Genomic DNA, 24,852 nt, shown 5'->3' with positions numbered 1-24,852 from the left:
GCTCAGCTAATCAGGCCGTCGCCCAAAGTGCCGCGCCGCGACCTCGACATGCGTGTGCCGCTCATGCGGCACAAAACGCTCGGTCTCGTTGTGATCAGCCGCCTCGTTCGGCCACCAGGTGCCGCCGATGGCAATGCCCTCGCAGACCAGTCTTTGATCAGCGACCAATGACGCGCCGACCGCATCGACGAAGGTGAAACGGCCGGGGCGCTGCCTAAGTACGGCGATGTCGCCGACGGTGCCGACCGCCAGCGTGCCGAGGTCGGGCCTAGCGATCGCCCGCGCCGGCGCTTGCGTCGCGGCACGCAAAACCTCGACCAGCGGCATGCCGAGCGCGAGAAGCTTCGACATGCAAACCAGTATGTCGAAGGCCGGCCCGTCGACGCAGTAGAGATGCACGTCGCTCGAGATCACGTCGGGCGTCAGCCCTTCCTCGAGCATGGCCCGGGCGACGGCGAAATCGAACGAGCCCATGCCGTGGCCGATGTCGAAGATGACGCCGCGCTCACGCGCCAGCCGCATATCAGGCCGCACCGCGCCGGAGGCGAACACCGGCGCGTTGGGGAACGGCCGGAAGCAGTGGGTAAGGATATCGCCCTTGCGCAGGCGCGGCAGCACTTCCGAGCGACCGGGCGGCGGCTCGTCTATATGCGCCATCAGCGGCAGGCCGGCCTGGTCGGCGGCCTCCAGCGCCAGATCAACCGGAGCGATGCCGCTGGTGCCGCCGGCATGCTTGCCCGAGCGGACTTTTACGCCGACCACGACATCGCGGTGCTCGCGCACGGCTGCGACAACCTCGCGCGGCTCGCAGAGCCTGAGATCGCTGCACTCGCCGACCGACACCGTCTGCGAGAAGCCGAAAATGCCGGCAAAGGAAATGTTGACATAGGCCAGGATGCGAACCTTCGAGCGCTCCATGACATGGCGGCGGAAGCCGAGGAAATTACCCGCTCCCGCGCTGCCCGCATCGATGAAGGTGGTGGTGCCGCTCTTGGCGGCCAGCCGGTCGGCATCGACACCGAGCGAGGTGCCGCCCCAATAGACGTGGCTGTGCAGGTCGACGAGGCCCGGCGTGACGACGCAGCCGCCAGCATCGACGATTTGCGCGGCGCTGGTCACCGGAATATCGGCGTCGACCGCGGCAACCCGGCCATTGGCGATGGCGACATCGCGCGGCGCATCGAGCCCGGCCGCAGGATCGATCAGCCGTCCGCCCTTCAGCAGGAGGTCGAATTGCATCTTGATAACCTCCGGTTCGTTGCTCCTCGGTCCCTTAGACCGGCCTGTAGGCGACCGCCTCGACCTCGATCTTGATATCGATCATCAGCCGCGATTCGACCGTGGTGCGGGCCGGCGGGTTTTTCGGAAAGTGCCTGGCATAGACCGCGTTGAACGCGCCGAAATCGCGCGCGTCTTCCAGCCACACGGTGGTCTTGACGACATCGTCCAGGGTGCAGCCGGCCAGCGCCAGCGCGGCCTGGATATTGGCGAGCACCTGCTGGGTCTGTTCCGTTATGCCGCCCTTGACCACAATGCCGTCGCTGCCGACGGGAACCTGACCCGAGACGTAGACGAGATCGCCAGCCCGCACGGCCGGCGATAACGGCACATGCGACGTTCCAAAACACTGTTTCGGCATGGACAAGCCTCCTCTGATGACAGGACGGGATGCCGTGGCGGCGCCCGCTTTGGTCGACATTTACGCCGATCGGGATGATCCTCATAGAGCCTTGTTGGAAAGCAACATTCTTCCAAATCCATGTTGCTTTATGACAGAAGCACTAGCATCGTGCGCACCGCCGGGCGGCTTCGAAGCCGCGACGGACAGACGCATTTCCGGACCGGAGCGAGCCAAAAAATGACCTACGACAAGAACCCGTTTCCGGCAGGCGATGCCGATCGCCACGCGCTCTGGGAAATGCTGGTGCGGCGCGACATCGACGCTTTCATCGGCCAGGACTGGTCGATGGTCGAGGACGACTTCGTCGCCGAGAGCTTCTTCGGCATGCATGCGCATTTCCTGCACAACGCCGACGCCTGGCGGCTGCAGTTTCCGAGGCTCGACATCTATCGCGACGAATGGCTGCGCCAGGCGAAGGAGACCGCGGCGACCCAATTCGCCGAGCCGCTGCGCGAGGCGCTGTTTCGCGTCACCAACATGCGCGACATCGACGTCGACGGCGACCGCGCCGTGCTGCACAAGAAGTTCGACGGCTCGGTCGCCAAGGCGGATGGCAGCGTCGACAGGCTGAAATGGCAGACGCTGTACTTCTGCAGGAAGGTCGCCGGAAGCTGGAAGATATCAGGCTTCGTCGGCTACATGCCGCATCCGCTCGGCAGCTAGAGCTGCGTTGACGATCAGCGAACCACCCATCATTTCGTCATCCACGGGCGGAGCAAGGGGCGTAGCGACGCAGACCCGAGCCGCGACCTTGGCCGAGTGCAGAGCAGAATGGAAGTTTTCTTCTGTAGCGATCCTTCACACCCCCCTCTGGCCTGCCGGCCATCTCCCCCGCAAGGGGGCAGATTGACTGCACCTCCGCTTTCGCCAGTCTCGAATGTTTGCAAGAAGAGCAGCGGAATCGAAGCTGCCGATCTCCCCCCCTTGCGGGGGCTGAGGAGTGGTCCGCGTAGCGGACGGGAAGCCAATTGCTTGGCTTTCCGAACGACGAAGGCCCGGCAGGGCAGAGGGGGGTGCTGTCCCGCCGACGTCGGCTTCTGCAGCTTCCGCCAATCGCGAATGTATGACGAAAGCGCCACCATGCCTGCGCCTTCGTGACATCCTAGGAACGGACCCGTGCCGGTGGTAGCCTCCTCGGCTCGGCAACGGACCGGACCTTCATGCGACTGCTTCTTGTCGAGGACGACCACAGGACGGCCGACCATATCGTCAGGGGACTGACCGAGGCCGGCCATGTCTGCGACTTGCTGCGCAACGGGCATGACGCGCTGTTCGCGGCGACCCGGGGCAATTACGACGTGATCATCGCCGATCGCATGATACCGGGCCTCGACGGCCTGTCGATGATCAAGGCGGTCCGCGCCGCCGGCGTGCGGACGCCGGCCATCTTTCTCACCTCCGTCGGCGGCATCGACGACCGCGTCGAGGGGCTGGAGGCCGGCGGCGACGACTATCTGGTCAAGCCGTTCGCCTTTTCCGAGCTTCTCGCCCGCATCAACGCGCTTGGCCGGCGGCCGGCGGCGCAGGAGCAGAAAACCGTTCTGCGGGTCGCCGACCTCGAAATGGACCTGATCATGCGGCGGGTCACAAGGCGGGGCCAGCCTATCGACCTGCAGCCGCGAGAGTTCAGCCTGCTGGAAGTGCTGATGCGCGGCGAAGGCCGCGTCGTCACCCGCACCATGCTTCTGGAGCGCGTCTGGGATTTCCATTTCGATCCCAAGACCAGCGTCGTCGAAACCCACATCAGTCGGCTGCGGGCCAAGATCGACAGGCCATTCGAAACCCAGCTCATCCACACCGTCCGCAACACCGGCTACAGCCTGCACGTGGCACCATGACCGGAACATGGTCCCGCCTGCTGCGCAGCACGCCGTTCCGGCTTGCCCTGACCTTCGCCTTCCTGTTCGTGCTGGCCTTCGTCCTGTCGGGCGCCATCGTCTACCGGATGATGAGCGCCGACCTTGCCGAGCGGCTCGACGACACCATCAAGGAAACCTATTCGGTCGTCGCCGCGACCTATGCCGACAAGGATCTCAAGCAGCTTGTCGAGACCGTCGGCAGCCACTCCCTGCGCAGCCTCAAGAAGGAGCAGTTGTTTTCGCTGACCGACGCGAACGGCAATCGCCTGGCCGGCAACTTCACCGCGACAGGGCTTCCCGACGGTTTTTCGATGTTCGATGCCGAAATGCCCGGCGTGCCGCCCGGCGCCGAGTACCGCGCCTATTCCGGCCCGGTCGGCGGTAACACCCTGACCGTCGCCTTCAGCCTTTCCGAAACGGAGGAGTTGGAGAGGATCGTGCTGATGAGCTTCGGCTGGGGAACCCTGATCATCACCGGGCTTGCGGTCGCCGGCGGCGCTTTGCTGGCCTCGCGCGTCCAGCGCCGTCTCGACGGCATCGCCGCCACCATGGTGGATGTCTCGCATGGGCGGCTGGATACCCGCATTCCGCTGACCGGCAAGGGCGACGACATCGACATCGTCTCCACCCAGGTCAATGCCGCGCTCGACCGCCTCTCGGCGCTCGTCGAAGGCATGAAACAGGTCAGCGCCAACATCGCGCACGATCTGAAGACGCCGCTCAACCGGTTGCAGATGATCCTCGACAGCGCGTCCGAAAAGAACCTGTCGGGCCAGAAGATCGCCGGTGAACTGGCCGAGGCGCATGCCGAGAGCCTGCAGATCAACTGGACTTTCGACGCGCTGCTGCGCATCGCGCAGATCGAGGCCGGCGCGCGCAAGGCGCGGTTTACCGATGTCGATCTGGGCGAGGTCCTGCAGACCATCGCCGAGATTTATGCCGACGTTGCCGAGGACGACGGAAAGTCGCTGTCGTTGGCGCAATTGCCGGAAACGACCGACCGCATCCACGGCGACCGCGAATTGTTGACGCAGATGTTCGCCAACCTGGTCGAGAACGCGCTGCGCCATTGCCCGTCGGGCACGACGATAAAGCTGTCGGTCACGCGACAGGGCGAGCGGATTGTCGCCAGCGTCATCGACAACGGTCCCGGCATTCCGGCGGAAGAGCGTGAAAAAGTGTTCCAGCGGCTCTACCGGCTTGACCACAGCCGATCGACACCGGGCAGCGGCCTCGGCCTCAGCCTTGTCAGGGCCATCGCCGATCTCCATGGCGCCTCGATCGCGCTCGAGGATTGCCGGCCCGGGCTTAAGGTGGCGGTGAGTTTTCCCATAGCGATGGATTAGCCGGCGAAACGCCTGGTGCTGGCCAAGCCCAGCTTGGGTTCCTCGCCCCACGAGAGTGGGGAGAGGTGGCTCGGCGAAGCCGAGACGGAGAGGGGAACGCCCTACGAAAGCCCCCTCTCCGACCGCTTCGCGGCCACCTCTCCCCCGCCTTTGGCGGAGGCGAGGAACCCAGGTCCTTAGAAGCCCCGCCCTACCGATCAATGCGCGTCGACAGGATGATCGACGACAGGGTCCGCTCGACCCCATCCATGGCGCCGATCTGGTCGAGCAGCAGATCGAGGTCGCGGATCGATGGCGCATCGACGATGACGATCATGTCGAAATTGCCGCTAACCGAGTGCAGCGTCCTGACCGGCGCCAGGGCGCGCAGGCCGCGCACAACCTTGTCGGCGAGCTTCGGCGTCACGGTGAGCAGTACATGCGCCCGCACCAGCCCCTGCTCATAGTCCGGCGCAAGCCGCACGCCATAGCCTGATATGATGCCGCGCTGTTCCAGCCGTTCGATGCGGCTCTGCACGGTGGTCCGCGAGACGCCAAGCTTGCGCGCAAGCTCGGCGGTCGAGGCGCGCGCATTGTCGCGCAGCAGGGAAAGCAGGGCCAGTTCGGCGTCACTGAGCATTTCGACGAATCCTGTCGGCAGATTGCGCAATCAGACGTTTCGTTTCGAACAATTCCACGCTTCCTTTCGACGGGCAAGCTGCGATTCTGTGCTCACAATCAGTGAGGGATCGGTCATGAAGAAAATTGTTGTTGTCGGCGCCGGCAAGATCGGCTCGACCATTGCCGAGATGCTCGCCGCCACCGGAGACTACCAGGTCACCCTCGTCGACCGCTCGGCGGCGCAGCTCACTGCGGCCGAACTGCCGGCCACGGTCGCGACGCTGGAGCTCGACATCGAAGCAGCCGGTACCTTGGAAGCAGCACTCGCCGGCAAGTTCGCGGTGCTCAGCGCTGCCCCCTTCCATTTGACCACGCGCATCGCCGAGGCGGCGGCCAGTGCCGGCGTGCACTATCTCGACCTGACCGAGGATGTCGTCTCGACCCGCCGGGTCAAGGAACTGGCGCGCTCGGGCAAGAGCGCCTTCATCCCGCAATGCGGCCTGGCGCCAGGCTTCATCTCGATCGTCGCCAACGATCTCGCCAGCCGCTTCGACTCCCTGGAGAGCGTGCGCATGCGCGTCGGCGCCCTGCCGCAATATCCGTCCAACGCGCTGAACTACAATCTGACCTGGAGCACCGACGGCGTCATCAACGAATATTGCGAGCCCTGCGAAGCGATCGTCGAGGGCGAACTGATCGAGGTGCCGCCGCTGGAGGAGCGCGAGGAATTCTCGCTCGACGGCGTCACCTACGAGGCGTTCAACACGTCCGGTGGGCTGGGCACGCTGGCCGAGACGCTGAAGGGCAAGGTGCGCACGCTGAACTACCGCACCATCCGCTATCCCGGTCACGCCGCGATCATGAAGGCGCTGCTCAACGACCTTGGCCTGCGCCACCGCCGCGACGTGCTGAAGGACATTTTCGAGAGCGCCCTGCCGGCGACGCTGCAGGACGTCGTCATCGTCTTCGTCACCGTCTCCGGCCGCAAGAACGGCCGCCTGCTGCAGGAAACCTACGCCAACAAGATCTACTCGAAACGCATCGGCGACCAGGTGCGCAGCGCCATCCAGATCACCACCGCCTCCGGCATCTGCGCCGTGCTCGACATGCTCGCCGACGGCAGCCTGCCGGCGACCGGCTTCATCAAGCAGGAAGACATCGCGCTCGACGCCTTCCTCGCCAACCGCTTCGGCCGGGCTTATGCGCAGCACGAGATGGTGAGCCGGCTGGCGGGGTGATGGGCGTGTCTCTCTTGTGAGAGGCTGGCGGGACAGTGCCCCCCTCTGCCCTGCCGGCCATCTCCCCCCTAGGGGCAGGGCTATCGCATATGAGTAAAGAGCTGGAAGAGGAAGTCTTTGTTCCATCTGGCTCTTCGCATCTTGCCTGCGATGGATTTGTCGATCGGATGGGCTTGCAAGATGTTTTGAGCGAGACGTCGGATGATGGCCAGGTTTTGCGGCCCGTTATCCTTGCGGGTTCGGGCATCGTCCTCGTGGAAGACGACATCGAGGCTCCAATGCAACTGGTTCTCGATGGTCCAATGTGCTCTGACGGTCTCGGCCAGTCTTTTGGGCATGAGCACTTTGGAAAGTGCGACATAGCGGACCGAGGTGGTGGGTTTGCCGCCTGCCACGCTGCGGGTGGCTTCGATGCGGCCGATCGCCTTGAGGCCGGGAAAGTCCGGCGCGTCGAGCAGCCGCTTGAGCGGCAGCACCGAGGCTCTTCGCGTTTCGGTACGGCCATGGCTGCTTTCGCTGGTCTCGAAGAAGGCGATCTCGCCGGCTGCGGCGAAGCTTCGCTCTGCTGCGGCGAACAGCTTGGGGCGATTGCCCTTCAGCCCCAGCGCATAGTGCGCCTTCTTGCCGATCAGCGCCTTGGCCGTGTCGGGACGACAGTGCAGCGCATCCGCCGTCACCGTGCAGCCCTTCAAATCCAAGCTCTTCAGAAGATCCAGTGTGGTTGTGACCTCGTCGCCTTCGGGCGCGCGGGCAGCGGCAATCGACAACCTTGTCTCGGCGTCCCACACGCTCACCATCAAAGGCGGCATAAAGACCCGACCCTTGGTGTAGCCGCGCCGCAGCGATTTGCCGTCGACCGCCACCACGCCGCGCGGCGAAGGCCCAAGCGTTTGTCGCAACGCTGCCATGAAGGCGGCAAAGCTGCGCGAAAGCTCCTCGGCGTCAAGAAGTCGAAACACCCGGCTGAACGTATCGTGGCTTGGACAGCCATGCTCCAGCGTCACGATTTCTTTCAGCTCGTCTTCCCGCCCCTCGACGAAATCGGCAATATCAACACAGCTCTTGGCACCACAAAGCGTGGCAACCAGAGCCAAGAACAGAAGCTCCGCCAGATCATGACGCGCGTTGACGTCACGCGGGTCCCGGACTTCACGCAAAATCGAAAACAGAAACGACATACGGCCTCATCTTCAAGGAGAAGGCCGCTAAAGAATCAATCTTTTAACTCGGCGCAAGACGCACTCTTACTCAAATGCGATTCCCCTGCCCCTAGGGGGGAGATCGGCTGTCATCTTAGACTTCGCCAATTTTGAAAGTTTTGGAAGAGGCGGGTTGCCCGAAACTGCCAATCTCCCCCCTTGAGGGGGAGATGTCCGGCAGGACAGAGGGGGGCGCTGTCCCGCCGGCATCACCGCTTTTGCGCTATCGCGACTCAAACATGCAGCGCGTGGCCCAGCGCCTTCAGCGCCGCTTCCTGGAACCCTTCGCCCTGCGTCGGATGCGCATGGATGGTGCCGGCGATGTCCTCCAGCCTTGCACCCATTTCCAGCGCCAGCCCAAAGGCCGCCGCCAGTTCCGACACACCCTGCCCGACCGCCTGGATGCCGAGCACCAAATGGTTGTCGGCGCGCGCGACGACGCGGACGAAGCCGTCCTCGCCGAGCTTCGTCATCGCCCGGCCATTGGCGGCGAATGGGAATAGGCCGATCTTGATCTCGCCGCCGAGCGCCTTGGCCTCTTCCGGCGACAGGCCTGCGGTGACGAGTTCCGGATCGGTGAAGCAGACGGCCGGTATCGAACGCTTGTCCCAGCTGCGTTTGTGGCCGGCAACGATCTCGGCGACCATCTCGCCTTGCGCCATCGCCCGGTGCGCCAGCATCGGCTCGCCGGTGACGTCGCCGATGGCGAAGATGCCACGCATCGAGGTGCGGCACTGGTCGTCGATGCGGATGAATTTGCCAGCCATGTCGAGGTCGATCTGGTCGAGCCCCCAGCCCTCGGTCACCGGCTTGCGCCCGACCGTCACCAGGATCTTGTCGGCGGCAACCTTGGCGCTCTTGCCGTCCGATGTCTCGATCAGCAGCGCGTCGCCTTTGGTCGACTGCCCCTTGGCCTTGGCACCCAGCATCACCTCGATGCCGAGTGCGTTGAGCCGCTTGACGACAGGCCGGGTAAGCTCCGCGTCATATTGCGCCAGCACGCGCGGCAAGGCCTCGACCACGGTCACCTTGGCGCCCATCTTGGCAAAGGCCATGCCGAGCTCGAGGCCGATATAGCCGCCACCGACGACGGCAAGCTTCTTCGGCACTTCGCTGAACGCCAGCGCCTCGGTGGACGAAATCACCGATCCGCCGAACGGCAAGAACGGCAACTCGACCGGCGCCGAGCCTGTGGCGATCACGATGGTTTCAGCACGGATCACTTGGCTACCCGTCTCGGTCTCGACAGCGACGGTCTTGCCGTCGCGAAAGCTCGCCCAGCCATGAACGGTCTTGACGCCGGCCTTCTTCAGCAGGCCGGCAACGCCGCTGTTGAGCCGGCTGACGATGCCGTCCTTCCAGGCGATCGTCTTCGCCAGGTCGAGCGTCGGCGCGGTGACCGAAATGCCGAGCGGGCTCTTGCCGCCTTGCATGTGTGAGACCTTCTCGAACTCTTCCGCCGCATGGATCAGCGCCTTGGACGGGATGCAGCCGACATTGAGGCAGGTGCCGCCCGGTTTGCCGGCTTCGACGATCACCGTGTCGACGCCAAGCTGTCCGGCACGGATGGCGCAGATATAGCCGCCGGGACCGGCACCGATGACGAGCAGCTTGCAGGAGATTTCTTTCATGACGATACGCTCTTTCTGGTGAGGAAGGCCCCCTCATCCGGCCGCTTCGCGGCCACCTTCTCCCCGCTGGGGAGAAGAGACTGGCGCCAGCGTTGACTACCTCCTCTCCTCTCGGGGAGAGGTCGGATTGCCCCGAATTGCCTTTGCAATTCGGTTGGCAATCCGGGTGAGGGGGTCTTTGCGACGGTTCTCATCACCCCTCAATCCACGAAAATCAGCGCCGGCGTTTCCAGCAGCGTCTTTATCCGCTGGATGAACACCGCCGCGTCCCAGCCGTCGATGACGCGATGGTCGAAGCTCGACGACAGGTTCATCATCTTGCGCGGGATGAACTGGGTGCCGTCCCACACCGGCCGCACCATCATCTTGTTGACGCCGATGATCGCCACTTCCGGATGGTTGATGACCGGCGTCGTCGCCACGCCGCCCATGGCGCCGAGCGAAGTGATGGTGATGGTCGAGCCGGACAGCTCGTCGCGTGTCGCGGTGCCGGACTTGGCCGCCTCGGCCAGCCTGATGACCTCGGCGCCGCAATCCCAGATGTCGCGCGCCTCCGCATGCTTGACGACAGGCACCACCAGCCCGGACGGCGTCTGCGCGGCGATGCCGATATGGATGCCGCCATGCTGGTGGACGATGCCGGCCTCGTCGTCGAACAGCGAATTGAGGTTAGGCTGGTCTGCTATCGCCTTGACCATCGCCCGCATCAGGAACGGCAGCAGCGTCAGCTTCGGCCGCTCCACGCCCGGCCGCTTCTCCTTGTTGAGCGCGGCGCGCAATTCCTCAAGTGCTGTGACGTCGATTTCCTCGACATAGGTGATGTGCGGGATACGTGATTTGGACAGCGACATCTTCTCGGCGATCTTGCGCCGCAGGCCGACCACCTTGATGTCCTGGACAGCGTCGTTGCGGGCAAGGCCGGATGTCCTGCCGACCTGCGGTCCGCGCGCCAGGAAAGCCTCGATGTCCTCATGGCCGATGCGGCCGGCCGGGCCGGATCCCGCAACCTGCCTGAGATCGATGCCGGCTTCTTTTGCCCGCAGACGAACAGCCGGCGAAGCCAGCGGCTTTTCACCTTCGGGACGCGGAGCGCCGGAGGGTGCAGCAACTTGAGATGTCGGCGCTGTACCCCCACCCCTAGCCCCTTCCCACAAGGGGGAGGGTGATTCCGTCTCTGCCGTGCCTGCGCCGGCATCTGACTCACTGACGCTCGCGGTTCTAGGCGCATTCTTGGAAGTAGCTGACTTCACGTCGGCCTTCGTGGTTGAAGCGCGTCCCCCTCCCCCTTGTGGGGGTCCGAAGGACGGGCGAGACCCGCGGCTCGCCCCGGCAGGGTTAGGGGTGGGGGTACTCTCAGCCGTGACTTTTGCCGGCGTCGTACCACCCACGACATTCCCCTCGCCCGCCACCTTCAGCCGCACGATCGGCGAGCCGATCGCCACCGTGTCGCCGATCTCGGCGCCCAGCCACAGGATTTCGCCGTCGACCGGCGACGGGATTTCGACCGTCGCCTTGTCGGTCATGACGGCGGCAAGCACGGTGTCCTCGCGCACCATGTCGCCGACTTTGACGTGCCACTCGACGAGCTCGGCCTCGGCGACGCCTTCGCCGACATCAGGCAGCTTGATGATGTGTTCGCCCATCTCAGGCTCCCATGGTTTCAAGCAAAGCGCGGCCGACGCGGGCGGGACCGGGGAAATAGTCCCACTCCTGCGCGTGCGGATAGGGCGTGTCCCAGCCGGCGACCCGCATCACCGGCGCTTCCAGATGGTAGAAGCAGTTTTCCTGCACCAGCGCCGACAGTTCGGCGCCGAAGCCGGAGGTCAGCGTCGCCTCGTGCACGATGACGCAGCGTCCCGTTTTCTTCACAGAAGCCACGATCGTATCGAGGTCGAGCGGCAACAAGGTCCTGAGATCGATGATCTCGGCATCGATGCCGGTTTCCTCGACGGCGGCCTGCGCGACATAGACCATGGTGCCGTAGGCCAGCACGGTTATGGCGGAACCCGGCCGGCGGATCGCCGCCTTGCCGAGCGGCACCGTGTAGTGGCCGTCGGCGACCTCGCCCAGCTCATGTTTCGACCATGGCGTCACCGGCCGGTCGTGATGGCCGTCGAATGGGCCGTTGTAGAGCCGCTTCGGCTCGAGGAAGATCACCGGATCGGGATCCTCGATGGCTGCGATCAGCAGGCCCTTGGCGTCATGCGGATTGGACGGCACCACCGTCTTCAACCCAGACACATGGGTGAACAGCGCTTCCGGGCTCTGGCTGTGCGTCTGGCCGCCAAAGATGCCGCCGCCGGTCGGCATGCGCACCACGATCGGGCAGGTGAAATCGCCGTTCGAGCGATAACGAAGGCGCGCCGCTTCCTGGGTCAGCTGGTCGTAGGCCGGATACATGTAGTCGGCAAACTGAATTTCCACGCACGGCTTCAGCCCATAGGCGGCCATGCCGATGGCCGAGCCGACAATGCCGGATTCGTTGATCGGCGCGTCGAAGCAGCGGCTCTTGCCGTATTTGGCTTGCAGGCCCTGCGTGCAGCGGAAGACGCCGCCGAAGAAGCCGACATCCTCGCCGTACACGACGACTTTGTCGTCGCGCCCCATCGACACGTCCATCGCATCACGGATGGCCTCGATCATCGTCCGTCTCGGCATGGTCAGACTCCCGCCTGCTGGCGCTGGCGCCGCAGATGCGGCGGCATCTCGGCATAGAGCCCTTCGAACATGTCGCGGGTCGACGGCTTGCCGCCGGCATGCAGCGTGCCGTGGCTTTCGGCTTCCTTCTGCGCCGCGATCACCGTGTCGAGGATCTCCGCCTCGGCCTGGGCGTGCCGCTCGTCCGACCAGACGTCGAGCGCGATGAGATGGTTCTTCAGCCGTACGATCGGGTCGCCGAGCGGCCAAGCGTCGGATTCGGTCTTCGGCCGGTAGGCGGACGGGTCGTCCGAGCTCGAATGCGCGCCGGCGCGGTAGGTGACATATTCGACCAGCGTCGGCCCGAGATTGCTGCGCGCCCGCTCCGCCGCCCATTTGGCGACCGCATGGACGGCGAGATAGTCGTTGCCGTCGACGCGCAGCGACGGGATGCCGAAGCCGAGGCCTCTTGCCGCGAACGTGCCCGAGCCGCCGCGCGCAATGCCTTGGAAGGTCGAGATCGCCCACTGATTGTTGACGACGTTGAGCACCACGGGCGCCTTGTAGGTGGAGGCGAACACCAGCGCCGAATGGAAGTCGGATTCGGCCGTCGAGCCGTCGCCGATCCAGGCGGCCGCGATCTTCGAATCATTCGAGATCGCCGATGCCATCGCCCAGCCGACCGCCTGGATATACTGCGTCGCCAGATTGCCCGAGATCGAGAAGAAGCCATGCTCCTTCGACGAATACATGATCGGCAGCTGCCTTCCCTTCAGCGGGTCGGCCTCGTTGGAATAGATCTGGTTCATCATCGTGACCATCGGATAGTCGTCGGCGATGAGCAGCCCGGCCTGGCGATAGGTGGGGAAATTCATGTCGCCCGGCGCCAGCGCCTTGCGGAAGGCGCAAGCCACCGCCTCTTCGCCCAGATGCTGCATGTAGAACGAGGTCTTGCCCTGCCGCTGCGCCATCTGCATGCGGGCGTCGAAGGTCCGCAGCGTCATCATGTGGCGCAGGCCCGTGAGAAGCTCGTCGCTGGAGAGCAGCCCGGCCCACGGCCCGACGGCTTCGCCGTTGCGGTTCAGTACCCGGATGATCGAAAAGGCATGATCGCGGATGGTGCGCGGATCGACATCGATCTCGGGGCGCGGCACCGAGCCGGCCTTCGGGATCGGCACATTGGAAAAGTCAGGCGTTCCGCCCGGCCGCACTTCCGGTTCCGGCACATGAAACCGCAACATCCCAGCATCGGCCATGACCTTCGTCCTCCAATGTCGCCTGGCCCAAATTTGCCCGGAAAGATATTTGCATATCCGCGCCGCCAGTGCGAATTCGTCGGGCAAGCCTCCAGCCCCGGCCGCGCCGGCCGACGCAGCCTCCCGCACCCAAGATGAAGATATGTCCGCGAAATTTCTTGTCGATGTTAGGCGGTCGCGCGCAATTTGGGACAAGGTTGGGAAGGGTTTGCTGGCAGATAAGGCGATCGGCCAGCAAACTCGCGCCCTTCCTCTACCCCGTCGATCGGGGGAGAGGTGGCGAGCGCAGCTCGACGGAGTGGGGGTCGATCTCTCATCAAGGGGCGAGGAACCCAGCCGAACCCCATTTCACCCCGCCCCCGCATCATGCTAACCAACCCGCCATGGCACAGAAGAAAGCTTACGAGGTCGACGGGTGGCTGGCGCGGCCTGATGCGCGCATTTCGATCGTCCTGCTTTACGGTCCCGACCGTGGTCTCGTCGCCGAGCGGGCAAAGGCTTTTGCCGGCAAGACCGGCCTTTCGCTTGACGATCCGTTCTCGGTGGTCAGGCTCGAGGGCTCGGAGGTCGACCGCGACGAGGGCCGGCTGCTCGACGAAGCCCGCACCGTGCCGATGTTTTCCGACCGGCGGCTGCTCTGGGTGCGCAATGCCAGCGGCCAGAAGGCATTGGCCGACGACGTCAAGGCGCTGACGGCGGAGCCGCCGCGTGATGCCATCATTCTCATAGAGGCCGGCGATCTGAAGAAGGGCGTCGGGCTGCGCGCCATCGTCGAGGCGGCCGACAACGCCATGGCCCTGCCTTGCTATGCCGATGAAGCCCGCGACATCGATGCCGTCATCGACGGCGAATTGAGCAAGGCCGGCATGTCGATGACCATGGAGGCGAGACAGGCGCTGCGCCGAAATCTCGGCGGCGACCGGCTGGCCTCGCGCGGCGAGATCGAGAAGCTCGTGCTCTATGCCCATGGCCAGACCGAGATCGGCCTGGAGGCGGTCAAGGCGATGTCGGGCGACGTCTCCGGTGCCTCTTTCGACGATGCCGTCGATGCGCTTCTCGAAGGCAAGATCGGCGATTTCGACACCGCCTTCACCCGCCATTGTCAGTCCGGCGGCCAGCCCTTCCTGGTGCTGTCCTCGGCGATGCGGCAGTTGCAGCAGATCCAGGCCATGCGCGGCCAGATGGAGTCCGGCAACCGCAACGCCGCCTCGGTGGTCGCCGCCGCCCGCCCGCCGGTGTTTTTCTCCAGGCGTAAGCTGGTGGAAAAGGCGCTGGAGCGCTGGAGCACCGAAGCGCTCGGCCGCGCCCTGACCCGGCTGCAGACCGCGGTGCTGCAGACCAGGCGGCGGCCGGATCTTGCCGTCGCGCTGGCAAGACAGGCACTGCTTGGGATTGCGGTGGAGAGCAGTAGGTTGGCACAGCGGTAGGAGATTTGCCAATCTCCCCCCTCGTGGGGGAGATGGCTGGCAAGCCAGAGGGGGGCGCTGTCCCGCCGATGTCTCAATCAAAAAACGCGCCTTGGATGCTTGCGGCTAGGCTAGCTAGCTTGCCAAGGTTGGCGTTCCTTCACGCCCCCCTCTGTCCTGCCGGACATCTCCCCCCACTTGGGGGGAGATTGGCAGCTTCACCGCCTTCGCCAAACACGGCGCCGCAAAGAGAAAGGCCGGCAACCGCCAGCCTCTTAAACCTCTTAAACCAACTTCATCTTAAGTCAGAATTTCATTCGCCGGCTAACTACCGCTCTTGCTTCAGCCTGCGGCACAGCTCGTCAAGCTGCTCCAGCGAGCGATACGCCACCCGAAGCTCGCCGCCTTTGCCCTTGTGGTCGATCGACACGATCATGCCGGTCGTGTCGGTCAACAGCTTTTCCAGCGCCAGCGTGTCGGCATCTTTTTCCGGCGCGCTTTGCGGCTGCTTCGGCTTGGCCGGAGCGGCGCCGGCCGGTACCTGCGCCAGCGCTTCGGCTTGGCGCACCGAAAGCCCCTCTTCGACGATGCGCTTGGCAAGGCCGGCCGGATCTTCCGCCGTCACCAGCGTGCGGGCATGGCCGGCCGACAGGGCGCCGTCGACGAGCATGTCGCGGATCACCTCGGGCAGCTTGAGCAGCCGCAGCGTGTTGGCGACATGGCTGCGGCTCTTACCGATCACCTGGCCGAGATCGGCCTGGGTGTAGCCGTGCTCGTCGATCAGCTGCTGATAGCCAAGCGCTTCCTCGACCGCATTGAGGTCGGTGCGCTGGACGTTTTCGATGATCGCCAGTTCGAGCGCGGTGCGGTCGTTGACCTCGCGGATGATGACCGGGATCTCGGACAGCCCGGCGCGCTGCGCCGCGCGCCAGCGCCGCTCGCCGGCGATGATCTCGTAGCGGCCGGCCTGTCCCGGCGAAGGCCGCGCTACCACCGGCTGGACCACGCCATGTTCGCGGATCGACTGGGCAAGATCGGTCAGTTCAGCATCGCCGAAATGCCGGCGCGGATTTTTCGGATTTGGCGTCAGGAACTCGATCGGAACCTTGCCATCGGCGCTCATGCCGGGCTTTTCGGGTGCTGCCGGGCGGTCGATCTCTCCGATCAGCGCTGCCAGCCCGCGCCCCAGTCTCTTTCTCGAAAGGTCTTCGCTCATCTCTATTCCAGGGTCCCGTCTTCCTAAGGCCAGCGGTCGTTTCGGTATCGAATCGGCTTCTAACTTTGCGGAGGATCTAATCAAGCAGCGCGTAATTTACGTTCGCGGCGGATCACTTCCGACGCCAGTTGCAGATAGGCCTGGCTTCCCGAGCATTTCAAATCGTAGAGGATCGCAGGTTTGCCGTAGGACGGCGCCTCGGACACGCGCACATTGCGCGGGATGATGGTCTCGTAGACCTTGTCGCCCATATGTTCCCGCACATCCTGCACCACCTGGTTGGCGAGATTGTTGCGGCCGTCATACATGGTCAGCACGATGCCCTGGATGGTGAGGTCTGGATTGATCGAGCGGCGCACCTGCTCAACCGTTTCCAGCAATTGGCTGAGACCTTCGAGCGCGAAGAACTCGCATTGCAGCGGCACCAGCACCGAATCGGCCGCCGCCATTGAATTCAAAGTCAAAAGGTTGAGCGACGGTGGGCAGTCGATCAGCACATAGCCGAAGGGCGCCCCGCGGGCGGTCGCGGCGCGAAGGGCATTGCGCAGCTTGAGCACCCGGTCCGGCGCCGAAGCGATCTCCATTTCAATACCGAGAAGGTCGAGCGTCGACGGCACGATCGACAGGCCAGGCACGGCCGTGGGAATGGCCGCGGCTTCCAGCTCCAGCTCGCCGGTCAGCACATCATAGGACGACACCGTGCGATCCTTGCGGTCGATGCCGAGGCCGGTGCTGGCATTGCCTTGCGGATCGAGATCGACGATCAGCACCTTTTCGCCGATCGCGGCCAGCGCTGTCGCCAGATTGATGGCGGTGGTGGTCTTGCCGACACCGCCCTTCTGGTTGGCTACGGTGATGATTCGGGGGCCATTCTTCATCATGGGTCTATGCCAGAAGTTCATTTTGGGTCGCCAAAGTGCCTGACAAAGTCGCCGGATCAGGCAGGTCGCAGGTTGGACAGTTCAAGGATGACCCCATGCGGGTCGGTCACACTGGGATGTTCTACCAGATCGAAGGACCATCGGTGAACGCTTTCTTGCACTTCGGCGCGGTAATCCCGGCCTTTGTGGAACAGGCCGCGCGCGCCTGAAATCAGCCAGGGCGCCGACAGGTCCAGCAAGGTCGAAAGCGAGGCCAGCGCCCGCGCGGTCACGATTTGCGGTGTCGAAACAAGCGCATGGCTGTTATCGATGCGGCGTGCCACGACCCGCGCCGGCAGGCTGAACTGGCCAACGACAGTCTGCAGGAAGGATGCTTTTTTGCGATTGCTTTCAACCAGATCGATGCTGGCGCCGGCACGCTCGGCAAGCAGGAAAGCCATGACAAGGCCCGGAAATCCGGCGCCCGAGCCGAGATCCACCCAGCGCGTGGCTTGAGGCTCTATGCGCCCGAGCTGCGCGCTGTCCAGGATATGGCGCTGCCAGACATCGCCCGACGTCGATTGCGCAACCAGATTGATGCTCCGATTCCATTTCTGGAACATCTGCTCGAACGCCACCAGCCGATCGAATGTTTCACGTGAAACCGGGCCTGCCGCGTCCTGCAGGCTCTCCAGGGACATGGAACTCACGCAACATCCCTTTGTGGGCGCTGGGCGCTCTCCGCATGGCGGACATGCGAGACGATGATCGCCAGCGCCGCCGGCGTCATGCCTTCCATGCGCTGGGCATCGGCGATGGAGCGCGGCCGCCGCGCCTGCATCTTCTGCTTCAACTCGTTGGACAGGCCTGGCACCCCGGCGAAGTCGACCGCCTCCGGAATCAGCCGGCTCTCCTCATGCCGGATCTGCGCCACATCGCTTTTCTGGCGATCGAGATAGACCGAATATTTCGCTTCCGTTTCGAGGCGCTCCGCCGTCTTGTCGTCAATCGCCGCAAAGCGCGGATCGACACGAGCCAGCCAGGCCACATCGGCGTCGGGATAGGACAGCAATTCATAACCGGACCGGCGCACGCCATCCCGGTTGATCTCCAGCCCGTGCCGCGCCGCCTCATTGGGTGTCATGATGAGCGATTTCGCCAGCTCCCGCGCTTCATCGAGACGCTGCATGACCTGCCCGTAGCGCTGCATCCGCGGCGTTGAGGCAATGCCCAGCCTCTCCGCCAGGGGCGTCAGCCGCTCATCCGCATTGTCGGCGCGCAGCGACAGCCGGAATTCCGCCCGCGAGGTGAACATCCGGTAGGGCTCTGCGATGCCGCGGCTGGTCAAATCGTCGACCATCACGCCGATATAGGCCTCGGTGCGGCTGAGCACGATCTGCTCGCTCCCCGCCGCCCGTCGCGCCGCATTGAGGCCGGCGAGCAGGCCTTGCCCGGCCGCTTCCTCATAGCCGGTCGTGCCGTTGATCTGACCGGCGAGGAAGAGGCCGCTGATGCGCTTCGTCTCCAACGTTTGATGCAGCTCGCGCGGATCGACATGATCATATTCAATGGCATAGCCGGGCTGCAGCATGACGGCCCGCTCCAGCCCCGGAATGGTTTTCAATATATCGAGCTGCACGTCTTCGGGCAGCGAGGTCGAGATGCCATTGGGATAGACCGTGTCGTCGTCGAGCCCTTCCGGCTCAAGGAAGATCTGGTGCCCGTCCCTGTCGCCGAACTTGACGATCTTGTCCTCGATCGACGGGCAATAGCGCGGCCCGACCCCTTCGATCGAGCCGGAATACATGGCCGATCGGCCGAGATTGGCGCGGATCAGCTCATGCGTGGCCGTGGTCGTGCGGGTGATGCCGCACTCGATCTGCGGCGTGGTGATGCGGTCGGTCATCAGCGAGAACGGCACCGGATCCGCATCCGCGGCCTGGCTTTCCAGCGACGCCCAATCGATTGTCCGGCCATCGAGCCGCGGCGGCGTCCCGGTCTTCAGCCGTCCCAGCTTGAAGCCCGCGCGGTCCATCGTCGCCGACAGACCAAGACTGGCTTGCTCGTTCATGCGGCCGGCGACGATCTTCTTCTCGCCGATATGGATAAGCCCGCGCAAAAAAGTTCCGGTCGTCAGCACGATGGCGCCGCAAGCCAGGCGCCGGCCATCGGCCAGGAGAACCGCCGCGATCTGCCCGGCAACGATCTCGAAGTCCAGAACCTCGCCTTCGACCACGTCGAGATCGTTCTGCTGCCGAATCGCTTCCTGCATGGCAAGGCGGTAGAGCTTCCTGTCGGCTTGCGTGCGAGGCCCGCGCACCGCGGGTCCCTTGCGACGGTTCAGCAGGCGGAACTGAATGCCGGCCGCATCCGCCACGCGCCCCATCAGGCCGTCCATGGCGTCGATCTCGCGCACCAGATGACCCTTGCCGAGCCCGCCGATCGCCGGATTGCACGACATCACGCCGATCGTGTCGAAACGCAGCGTCACCAGCGCTGTCCTGGCACCGGCGCGCGCGGCAGCACTAGCCGCCTCGCAACCCGCGTGGCCGCCGCCCACCACAACCACATCATAGTGATCGGTCATTTCCAAAAGTCCTGGACTCAGAAGAATGAGGGACACATGTCCCCGTAGGGCGGTGCTGTCAAGAAAACTCCGCGATGAGTTTCACGTGAAACAAGGCTGGCGATGCAATTGGGGCCATGTTTCACGTGAGTCACGCCGCCGGTCAACTATTCACGGGCTTAGGTGCCAGCCAGGACTTCATAGTTCGTCTCCTGGCTCAGGATTGGCCGAAGCTCCTCGATTTCGTCATCCTAAGATGGGCGTTTTGCCAAAATCAGCAAGGCATATGGCTCATCAAAGTGTGGCATCCGAGCCGTTAGGCCATAGCGGATCAGGTTCCCGCCAATCACTGTTTCACGTGAGTCATTTCCCAATGCAGAACTGTGAGAAAATCACGTCCAGCATGTCCTCGACATCGATGGCGCCGACGATTCGGCCGAGGCGATCGGCGGCGAGCCGCAACTCCTCGGCGCGCAGCTCCTGCCCGATCATCCAGTCGTCGGTGGCGCGACGCAGATGGCGGTTGGCCTCGCCAAGCAATTCGACGTGGCGCAGGCGCGACGGCAGGATATCGCCGGCGCTGCCGGCCGTCTCCGCCGCACGCCGGCCAATTTCCGCCAGCAATTCCTCCACGCCGGTCCCGTCCTTCACCGAGATGACGAGGTCATAGAGGCCGGCGACCTCGCTCACCGCGCCGCTGTCGAGCAGATCGAGCTTCGTGCCGACGCGCAGGGTCGGCGCCACGGTCGGCAGCGAACCAATATCCCTTGGGTCCGCCACATCATGAAGCAACAGCAGGAGATCGGCACCGTGGGCCTTGGCCCTGGCCTTCTCGATGCCGATCGCCTCGACCTTCCCCGCGGCATGGCGCAGGCCGGCGGTATCGATGAGCCTGACACGCAGCCCCTGGAGATCAAGTGTCACTTCAAGTAGGTCCCTGGTCGTGCCTGGTTCATCCGTTACTATAGCGGCATCCCGCCGCGCCAGGGCGTTGAACAGACTCGATTTACCGGCATTCGGCGCGCCCAGAATGACGACCTCGAAGCCGTCGCGGATGATCTCGGCGGCGCGAAACCCGGCGATGTGCTGGTCGATCTCGTCGATCATCGTCCTAACATCGGACCAGACCGTATCCGAAACGGAACCGGGGACGTCGTCCTCGTCGGCGAAATCGATCTCGGCCTCGATCATGGAACGGGCATGGATCAGCCGGCGGCGCCAGCCGAGATAGAGTTCGCTCTGGACACCCTCGGCATTCTGCACCGCGAAGCGCCGTTGCGCCTCGGTCTCGGCATTGACGAGATCCGCCAATGCTTCGGTCTCGACCAAGTCGACCTTGCCGTTGAGAAAGGCACGGCGCGTGAATTCGCCAGATTCCGCGTGCCTGACGCCGTCAAAGCCAGTGATCGTCTCCAGCATTTTTGCCACCACGGCGCGTCCGCCATGAACGTGGAATTCCGCGACATCCTCGCCAGTGAAACTGGCCGGACCGGGAAAGAGGACAACCAGGCCAGTGTCGAGCACGGTTCCATCGGGCGCCCTAAATCTGCGCAAAACCGCCGCGCGGTCCTTAACCATGCCTCCGGCAATCGTTTCGACTACGAATCGAGTATGCGGGCCGGAAATGCGAATGACGGCGACGCCGGCCGGCAGCCGGCCGCTCGACAGCGCTACGATGGAATCGCCTGAAATCATTTGCCCGCTCTACCGAACCGCCCTAGCTTCACGCCCATCAGCCAATCGCACCCGAGTTTGCCCAGTGACGCTGCCCGCGCAAAACCTGCTTGCCGAAGAAGCCAGCCCCTATCTGCAGCAGCACAGCGGCAATCCCGTGCACTGGCGCGCCTGGTCGCCGGCTTCGCTCGAAGAGGCAAAGGCGCTGGACAGGCCGATCCTGCTCTCGGTCGGCTATGCCGCCTGCCACTGGTGCCATGTCATGGCGCACGAAAGCTTCGAAAACGGCGATGTTGCCGCCGTCATGAACCGTCTGTTCGTCAATATCAAGGTCGACCGCGAGGAGCGTCCCGACATCGACCAGGTCTACATGGCGGCTCTCTCCGCGATGGGCGAGCAGGGCGGCTGGCCGCTGACCATGTTCCTGACCCCGGACGGCAAGCCGTTCTGGGGCGGCACCTATTTTCCGCGTGAGCCGCGTTACGGCCGCCCCGGCTTCATCCAGGTTATGCAGGCGGTCGACAAGGCCTGGCGCGAAAAGCGAGCCAGCCTCAACCAGAGCGCCGACGGCCTGACGACGCATGTCGAGGCGCGGCTCGCCGGCTCGCATGCGAGAACGGCGCTTGACGGCGCCACGCTGGCGGATCTTGCCAAGGGCATAGACGGCATGATCGACCGCGATCTCGGCGGCTTAAGCGGCGCGCCTAAATTCCCCAACGCGCCGTTCATGCAAACGCTGTGGCTGTCTTGGCTGCGCGACGGCAACGCCGCCCATCGCGACGACGTTCTCAACAGCCTCGAACAGATGCTGAGCGGCGGCATCTACGACCATATCGGCGGCGGGCTCAGCCGCTACTCGACCGACGCCGAGTGGCTGGTGCCGCATTTCGAAAAAATGCTCTACGACAATGCCCAGTTGATCCGCTTTTGCAACTGGGCTTACGCGCAGAGCGGCAACGAATTGTTCCGGGTGCGAATCGAAGAGACCATCGACTGGCTGCTGCGCGAAATGCGCGTCGATGGCGGCGCTTTTGCCGCCAGTCTCGACGCCGACAGCGACGGCGAGGAGGGTCTGTTCTACACCTGGAGCAGGGAAGAGATCGAAACCGCACTTGGTGACGATTCCTCCTTGTTTTTCAAACACTTCACGCTCTCCAGCCCACATGGCTGGGAAGGCAAGCCAATTGTCCACCAAACAAGGTCCCAGCAAGCGCAATATGTGATTGATCGCGAAGAGCTCGGCCCGCTCAAGGCGAAGCTTCTCGCCATCCGGGAACAGCGGGTGAGGCCCGGCCTCGACGCAAAGACCCTCACCGACTGGAACGGCCAGATGATTGCGGCGCTTGCCGAGGCCGGCCGGTCGCTGGTGCGGCCTGACTGGATCGATGCGGCGGCAAAAGCCTTTGCCCATATCAGCTCTGCCAGCCGTGACGGCCGCCTGCCGCATTCGATGCTCGGGACCAGAAAACTGTTCCCGGCTTTATCCAGCGATTACGCCGCCATGACCAATGCCGCGATCTCGCTGTTCGAGGCGTCAGGCGACTGGAGCTATGTCGAGCAGGCCAGCCAGTTCGTCGAGCAGCTCGACCACTGGCACGCCGATGGCGAGAAGACGGGTTATTACCTGACCGCTTCGGACAGCGCCGACGTGCCGATCCGCATCCGGGGCGATGTCGACGAAGCCATTCCGTCCGCCACCGGCCAGATCATCGAAGCGCTGGTCCGGCTCGCCTCCGTCAGCGGCGATCTCGCACTGCAGGAAAGAGCCTGGGAAGTCGCCGAGCACGCCGCAGGCCGTGCTGCGCACCAGGCCTATGGCCAGGCCGGCATCGTCAACGCCTGCGCGCTGGCGATCGAGCCGCTCAAGCTGGTCATCGTCGATGCGCTCGACGATCCAAAGCTCGTTCCGGTTGCGAATCGAAGCCCGGACCCGCGCCGCGTCGATATCGTCGTGCCGATTGGTACGGCAGCGAATCGACCCTTGCTGCCCGGTGGAATCCTGCCCCCGACGGACAAGGTAGGTGCCTGGTTGTGCACGGGGCAGGTGTGTTTGCCGGTGGTGACGGATGTTGAGGAGCTGGAGCGATTGTTGCGGCGGCGATAATTTTTGCGAGACGCCGGCGGGACAGCGCCCCCCTCTGGCCTGCCGGCCATCTCCCCCTCAAGTGGGGAGATCGGCAGCTTCGCTGTTCCGCTCACCTTAACGGCGTTGATAATTGCCGAAAGCGGACCAAGCGCGTAATCTCCCCCCTAGAGGGGGAGATGCCCGGCAGGGCAGAGGGGGGCGCGAAGGATCGCTACCCCATCCCCTTACGTATTCATCGAATCGAAGAAATCCGCATTGGTCTTGGTCTGCTTGAGCTTGTCGATCAGGAACTCGATCGCGTCGGTGGTTCCCATCGGCGCCAGGATGCGGCGCAGCACGAAGATCTTCTGCAGATCCTGTTTGGAAACCAGCAGGTCCTCCTTGCGGGTGCCGGACTTCAAGATGTCCATGGCCGGATAGATGCGCTTGTCTGCCACCTTGCGGTCGAGTTGGATTTCGCAGTTGCCGGTACCCTTGAACTCTTCGAAGATGACTTCGTCCATGCGGCTACCGGTATCGATCAGCGCGGTGGCGATGATGGTCAGCGAACCGCCTTCCTCGATGTTGCGGGCAGCGCCGAAGAAGCGCTTCGGCCGCTGCAGCGCGTTGGCGTCGACACCGCCGGTCAGCACCTTGCCGGATGACGGCACGACGGTGTTGTAGGCGCGGCCGAGACGAGTGATCGAATCGAGCAGGATGACGACGTCGCGGCCATGTTCGACCAGGCGCTTGGCCTTTTCGATGACCATTTCGGCAACCTGCACGTGGCGCACCGCCGGCTCGTCGAAGGTCGAGGAGATCACCTCGCCCTTCACCGAGCGCTGCATGTCGGTCACTTCTTCCGGCCGCTCGTCGATCAGCAGCACGATCAGATAGCATTCCGGATGGTTGGCGGTGATCGAGTGCGCGATGTTCTGCATGAGAACGGTCTTGCCGGTACGCGGCTGCGCGTTGATCAAAGCGCGCTGCCCCTTGCCGATCGGCGCCACCAGGTCGATCACGCGGGCCGAGATGTCCTTGGTGGTCACATTCTCGATCTCCATCTTCAGCCGCTTGGTCGGATAGAGCGGTGTCAGATTGTCGAAGTGGATCTTGTGACGGATCTTTTCGGGATCGTCGAAATTGATCGTGTTGACCTTGAGCAGCGCGAAATAGCGCTCGCCCTCTTTCGGGCTGCGGATCGGCCCTTCGACTGTATCGCCGGTCTTCAGCGAAAAGCGCCGGATCTGCGACGGCGAAATATAGATGTCGTCGGGACCTGGCAGATAATTGGCGTTGGCGGAGCGCAGGAAGCCGAACCCGTCCTGCAGCACCTCGACCACGCCGTCGCCGATGATCTCGATCTCCTGGGCGGCCAGTTTCTTCAGGATCGCAAACATCAGCTCCTGCTTGCGCATGACGCTGGCGTTTTCGACCTCGAGCGATTCGGCATAAGCGATCAGCTCTGGCGGTTTCTTGTTCTTGAACTCAGCGAGTTTCATTTCTTGCATAGACGGACCTTGAATAGATGGAGTCTGGGTAGGCTTTGGGAAAATATCGGCGGGATGCGACAAATGCCGGGCGCGGCCGAAAACAATGAGGGGCGGCGCATGACGGG

At 63.9% G+C, this 24,852-nt stretch carries 20 protein-coding genes; 6 read left to right on the top strand and 14 right to left on the bottom strand.

The annotated features are described in order from the left end of the window. Positions 1–6: 6 nt before the first annotated feature. Together ACSQ3L_RS04570 and ACSQ3L_RS04565 are read right to left on the bottom strand one after the other, a co-directional pair. Positions 7–1,239, bottom strand: coding sequence for an amidohydrolase/deacetylase family metallohydrolase (locus ACSQ3L_RS04570; protein WP_436158860.1), 1,233 nt, complete (start codon positions 1,237–1,239; stop codon positions 7–9). Between the two features lie 34 nt (positions 1,240–1,273). After that, the gene (locus ACSQ3L_RS04565; RefSeq protein ID WP_436158859.1) at positions 1,274–1,639 is read right to left on the bottom strand and encodes a RidA family protein; all 366 of its coding nucleotides are present in this window, start codon (positions 1,637–1,639) and stop codon (positions 1,274–1,276) included. 219 nt (positions 1,640–1,858) lie between these two features. On the opposite strand from ACSQ3L_RS04565, the gene ACSQ3L_RS04560 reads away from it, so the two are divergent. From ACSQ3L_RS04560 to ACSQ3L_RS04550, 3 genes are all read left to right on the top strand, one after another. Beyond that, complete coding sequence (locus ACSQ3L_RS04560) at positions 1,859–2,344, top strand: hypothetical protein (protein WP_436158858.1); 486 nt, start codon at positions 1,859–1,861, stop codon at positions 2,342–2,344. A 497-nt stretch (positions 2,345–2,841) separates the two neighbouring features. Further along, on the top strand, positions 2,842–3,519 hold the full coding sequence (locus ACSQ3L_RS04555) for a winged helix-turn-helix domain-containing protein (RefSeq protein WP_436158857.1): 678 nt from the start codon (positions 2,842–2,844) through the stop codon (positions 3,517–3,519). Continuing rightward, entirely contained in the window at positions 3,516–4,886 is a 1,371-nt protein-coding gene (locus tag ACSQ3L_RS04550; protein WP_436158856.1) for an ATP-binding protein, read from the top strand. The genes ACSQ3L_RS04555 and ACSQ3L_RS04550 overlap by 4 nt, the downstream gene beginning before the upstream one ends. Before the next feature lie 190 nt (positions 4,887–5,076). On the opposite strand, the gene ACSQ3L_RS04545 is transcribed toward ACSQ3L_RS04550, so the two are convergent. Then, positions 5,077–5,505, bottom strand: coding sequence for an Lrp/AsnC family transcriptional regulator (locus tag ACSQ3L_RS04545; protein WP_436158855.1), 429 nt, complete (start codon positions 5,503–5,505; stop codon positions 5,077–5,079). Between the two features lie 115 nt (positions 5,506–5,620). Here ACSQ3L_RS04545 and ACSQ3L_RS04540 point away from each other — a divergent pair, with 115 nt between their 5' ends. Next, positions 5,621–6,724, top strand: a complete 1,104-nt coding sequence (locus tag ACSQ3L_RS04540; RefSeq protein ID WP_436158854.1) for a saccharopine dehydrogenase C-terminal domain-containing protein — start codon at positions 5,621–5,623, stop codon at positions 6,722–6,724. A gap of 80 nt (positions 6,725–6,804) precedes the next feature. On the opposite strand, the gene ACSQ3L_RS04535 is transcribed toward ACSQ3L_RS04540, so the two are convergent. From ACSQ3L_RS04535 to ACSQ3L_RS04515, 5 genes are all read right to left on the bottom strand, one after another. Further along, positions 6,805–7,902 (bottom strand): ISAs1 family transposase, encoded by a 1,098-nt coding sequence (locus tag ACSQ3L_RS04535; protein WP_436158456.1) that lies wholly within the window; start codon positions 7,900–7,902, stop codon positions 6,805–6,807. A gap of 254 nt (positions 7,903–8,156) precedes the next feature. Further along, on the bottom strand, positions 8,157–9,554 hold the full coding sequence (gene lpdA, locus ACSQ3L_RS04530) for a dihydrolipoyl dehydrogenase (RefSeq protein WP_436158853.1): 1,398 nt from the start codon (positions 9,552–9,554) through the stop codon (positions 8,157–8,159). A gap of 200 nt (positions 9,555–9,754) precedes the next feature. After that, positions 9,755–11,197, bottom strand: coding sequence for a 2-oxo acid dehydrogenase subunit E2 (locus ACSQ3L_RS04525; RefSeq protein ID WP_436158852.1), 1,443 nt, complete (start codon positions 11,195–11,197; stop codon positions 9,755–9,757). A 1-nt stretch (position 11,198) separates the two neighbouring features. Beyond that, complete coding sequence (locus ACSQ3L_RS04520; RefSeq protein ID WP_436158851.1) at positions 11,199–12,212, bottom strand: alpha-ketoacid dehydrogenase subunit beta; 1,014 nt, start codon at positions 12,210–12,212, stop codon at positions 11,199–11,201. A 2-nt stretch (positions 12,213–12,214) separates the two neighbouring features. Further along, positions 12,215–13,447: a 3-methyl-2-oxobutanoate dehydrogenase (2-methylpropanoyl-transferring) subunit alpha gene (locus ACSQ3L_RS04515; RefSeq protein ID WP_436158850.1), complete on the bottom strand. Its 1,233-nt coding sequence runs from the start codon at positions 13,445–13,447 to the stop codon at positions 12,215–12,217. Positions 13,448–13,830: 383 nt separating this feature from the next. On the opposite strand from ACSQ3L_RS04515, the gene holA reads away from it, so the two are divergent. Then, entirely contained in the window at positions 13,831–14,874 is a 1,044-nt protein-coding gene (gene holA, locus ACSQ3L_RS04510) for a DNA polymerase III subunit delta (protein WP_436158849.1), read from the top strand. Between the two features lie 307 nt (positions 14,875–15,181). Here the strand turns inward: holA and ACSQ3L_RS04505 are convergent, their stop codons facing one another. The 5 genes from ACSQ3L_RS04505 to mnmE all read right to left on the bottom strand — a co-directional run bounded on the left by ACSQ3L_RS04505 (position 15,182) and on the right by mnmE (position 21,190). Continuing rightward, a complete protein-coding gene (locus tag ACSQ3L_RS04505) occupies positions 15,182–16,069 on the bottom strand; it encodes a ParB/RepB/Spo0J family partition protein (protein ID WP_436158848.1) in 888 nt (295 codons plus the stop codon). An 80-nt stretch (positions 16,070–16,149) separates the two neighbouring features. Beyond that, complete coding sequence (locus ACSQ3L_RS04500) at positions 16,150–16,950, bottom strand: ParA family protein (RefSeq protein ID WP_436158847.1); 801 nt, start codon at positions 16,948–16,950, stop codon at positions 16,150–16,152. Between the two features lie 56 nt (positions 16,951–17,006). Next, positions 17,007–17,639 (bottom strand): 16S rRNA (guanine(527)-N(7))-methyltransferase RsmG, encoded by a 633-nt coding sequence (rsmG, locus tag ACSQ3L_RS04495; RefSeq protein WP_436158846.1) that lies wholly within the window; start codon positions 17,637–17,639, stop codon positions 17,007–17,009. Then, the gene (gene mnmG / locus ACSQ3L_RS04490) at positions 17,636–19,516 is read right to left on the bottom strand and encodes a tRNA uridine-5-carboxymethylaminomethyl(34) synthesis enzyme MnmG (RefSeq protein ID WP_436158845.1); all 1,881 of its coding nucleotides are present in this window, start codon (positions 19,514–19,516) and stop codon (positions 17,636–17,638) included. Before mnmG ends, rsmG begins: the two co-directional genes overlap by 4 nt. 342 nt (positions 19,517–19,858) lie before the next feature. Continuing rightward, the gene (mnmE, locus tag ACSQ3L_RS04485) at positions 19,859–21,190 is read right to left on the bottom strand and encodes a tRNA uridine-5-carboxymethylaminomethyl(34) synthesis GTPase MnmE (protein WP_436158844.1); all 1,332 of its coding nucleotides are present in this window, start codon (positions 21,188–21,190) and stop codon (positions 19,859–19,861) included. A gap of 64 nt (positions 21,191–21,254) precedes the next feature. Between mnmE and ACSQ3L_RS04480 the strand changes: the two genes are divergently transcribed. Further along, complete coding sequence (locus ACSQ3L_RS04480; RefSeq protein WP_436158843.1) at positions 21,255–23,273, top strand: thioredoxin domain-containing protein; 2,019 nt, start codon at positions 21,255–21,257, stop codon at positions 23,271–23,273. Positions 23,274–23,479: 206 nt separating this feature from the next. On the opposite strand, the gene rho is transcribed toward ACSQ3L_RS04480, so the two are convergent. Next, positions 23,480–24,745, bottom strand: coding sequence for a transcription termination factor Rho (gene rho, locus ACSQ3L_RS04475; RefSeq protein WP_013528732.1), 1,266 nt, complete (start codon positions 24,743–24,745; stop codon positions 23,480–23,482). Between the last annotated feature and the right edge of the window lie 107 nt (positions 24,746–24,852).

The organism is Mesorhizobium sp. LjRoot246 (assembly GCF_964254115.1).
Lineage (GTDB): Bacteria > Pseudomonadota > Alphaproteobacteria > Rhizobiales > Rhizobiaceae > Mesorhizobium.
Note: the sequence above shows the minus strand (reverse complement) of the source record. Positions and strands in the feature narration are given on the sequence as shown.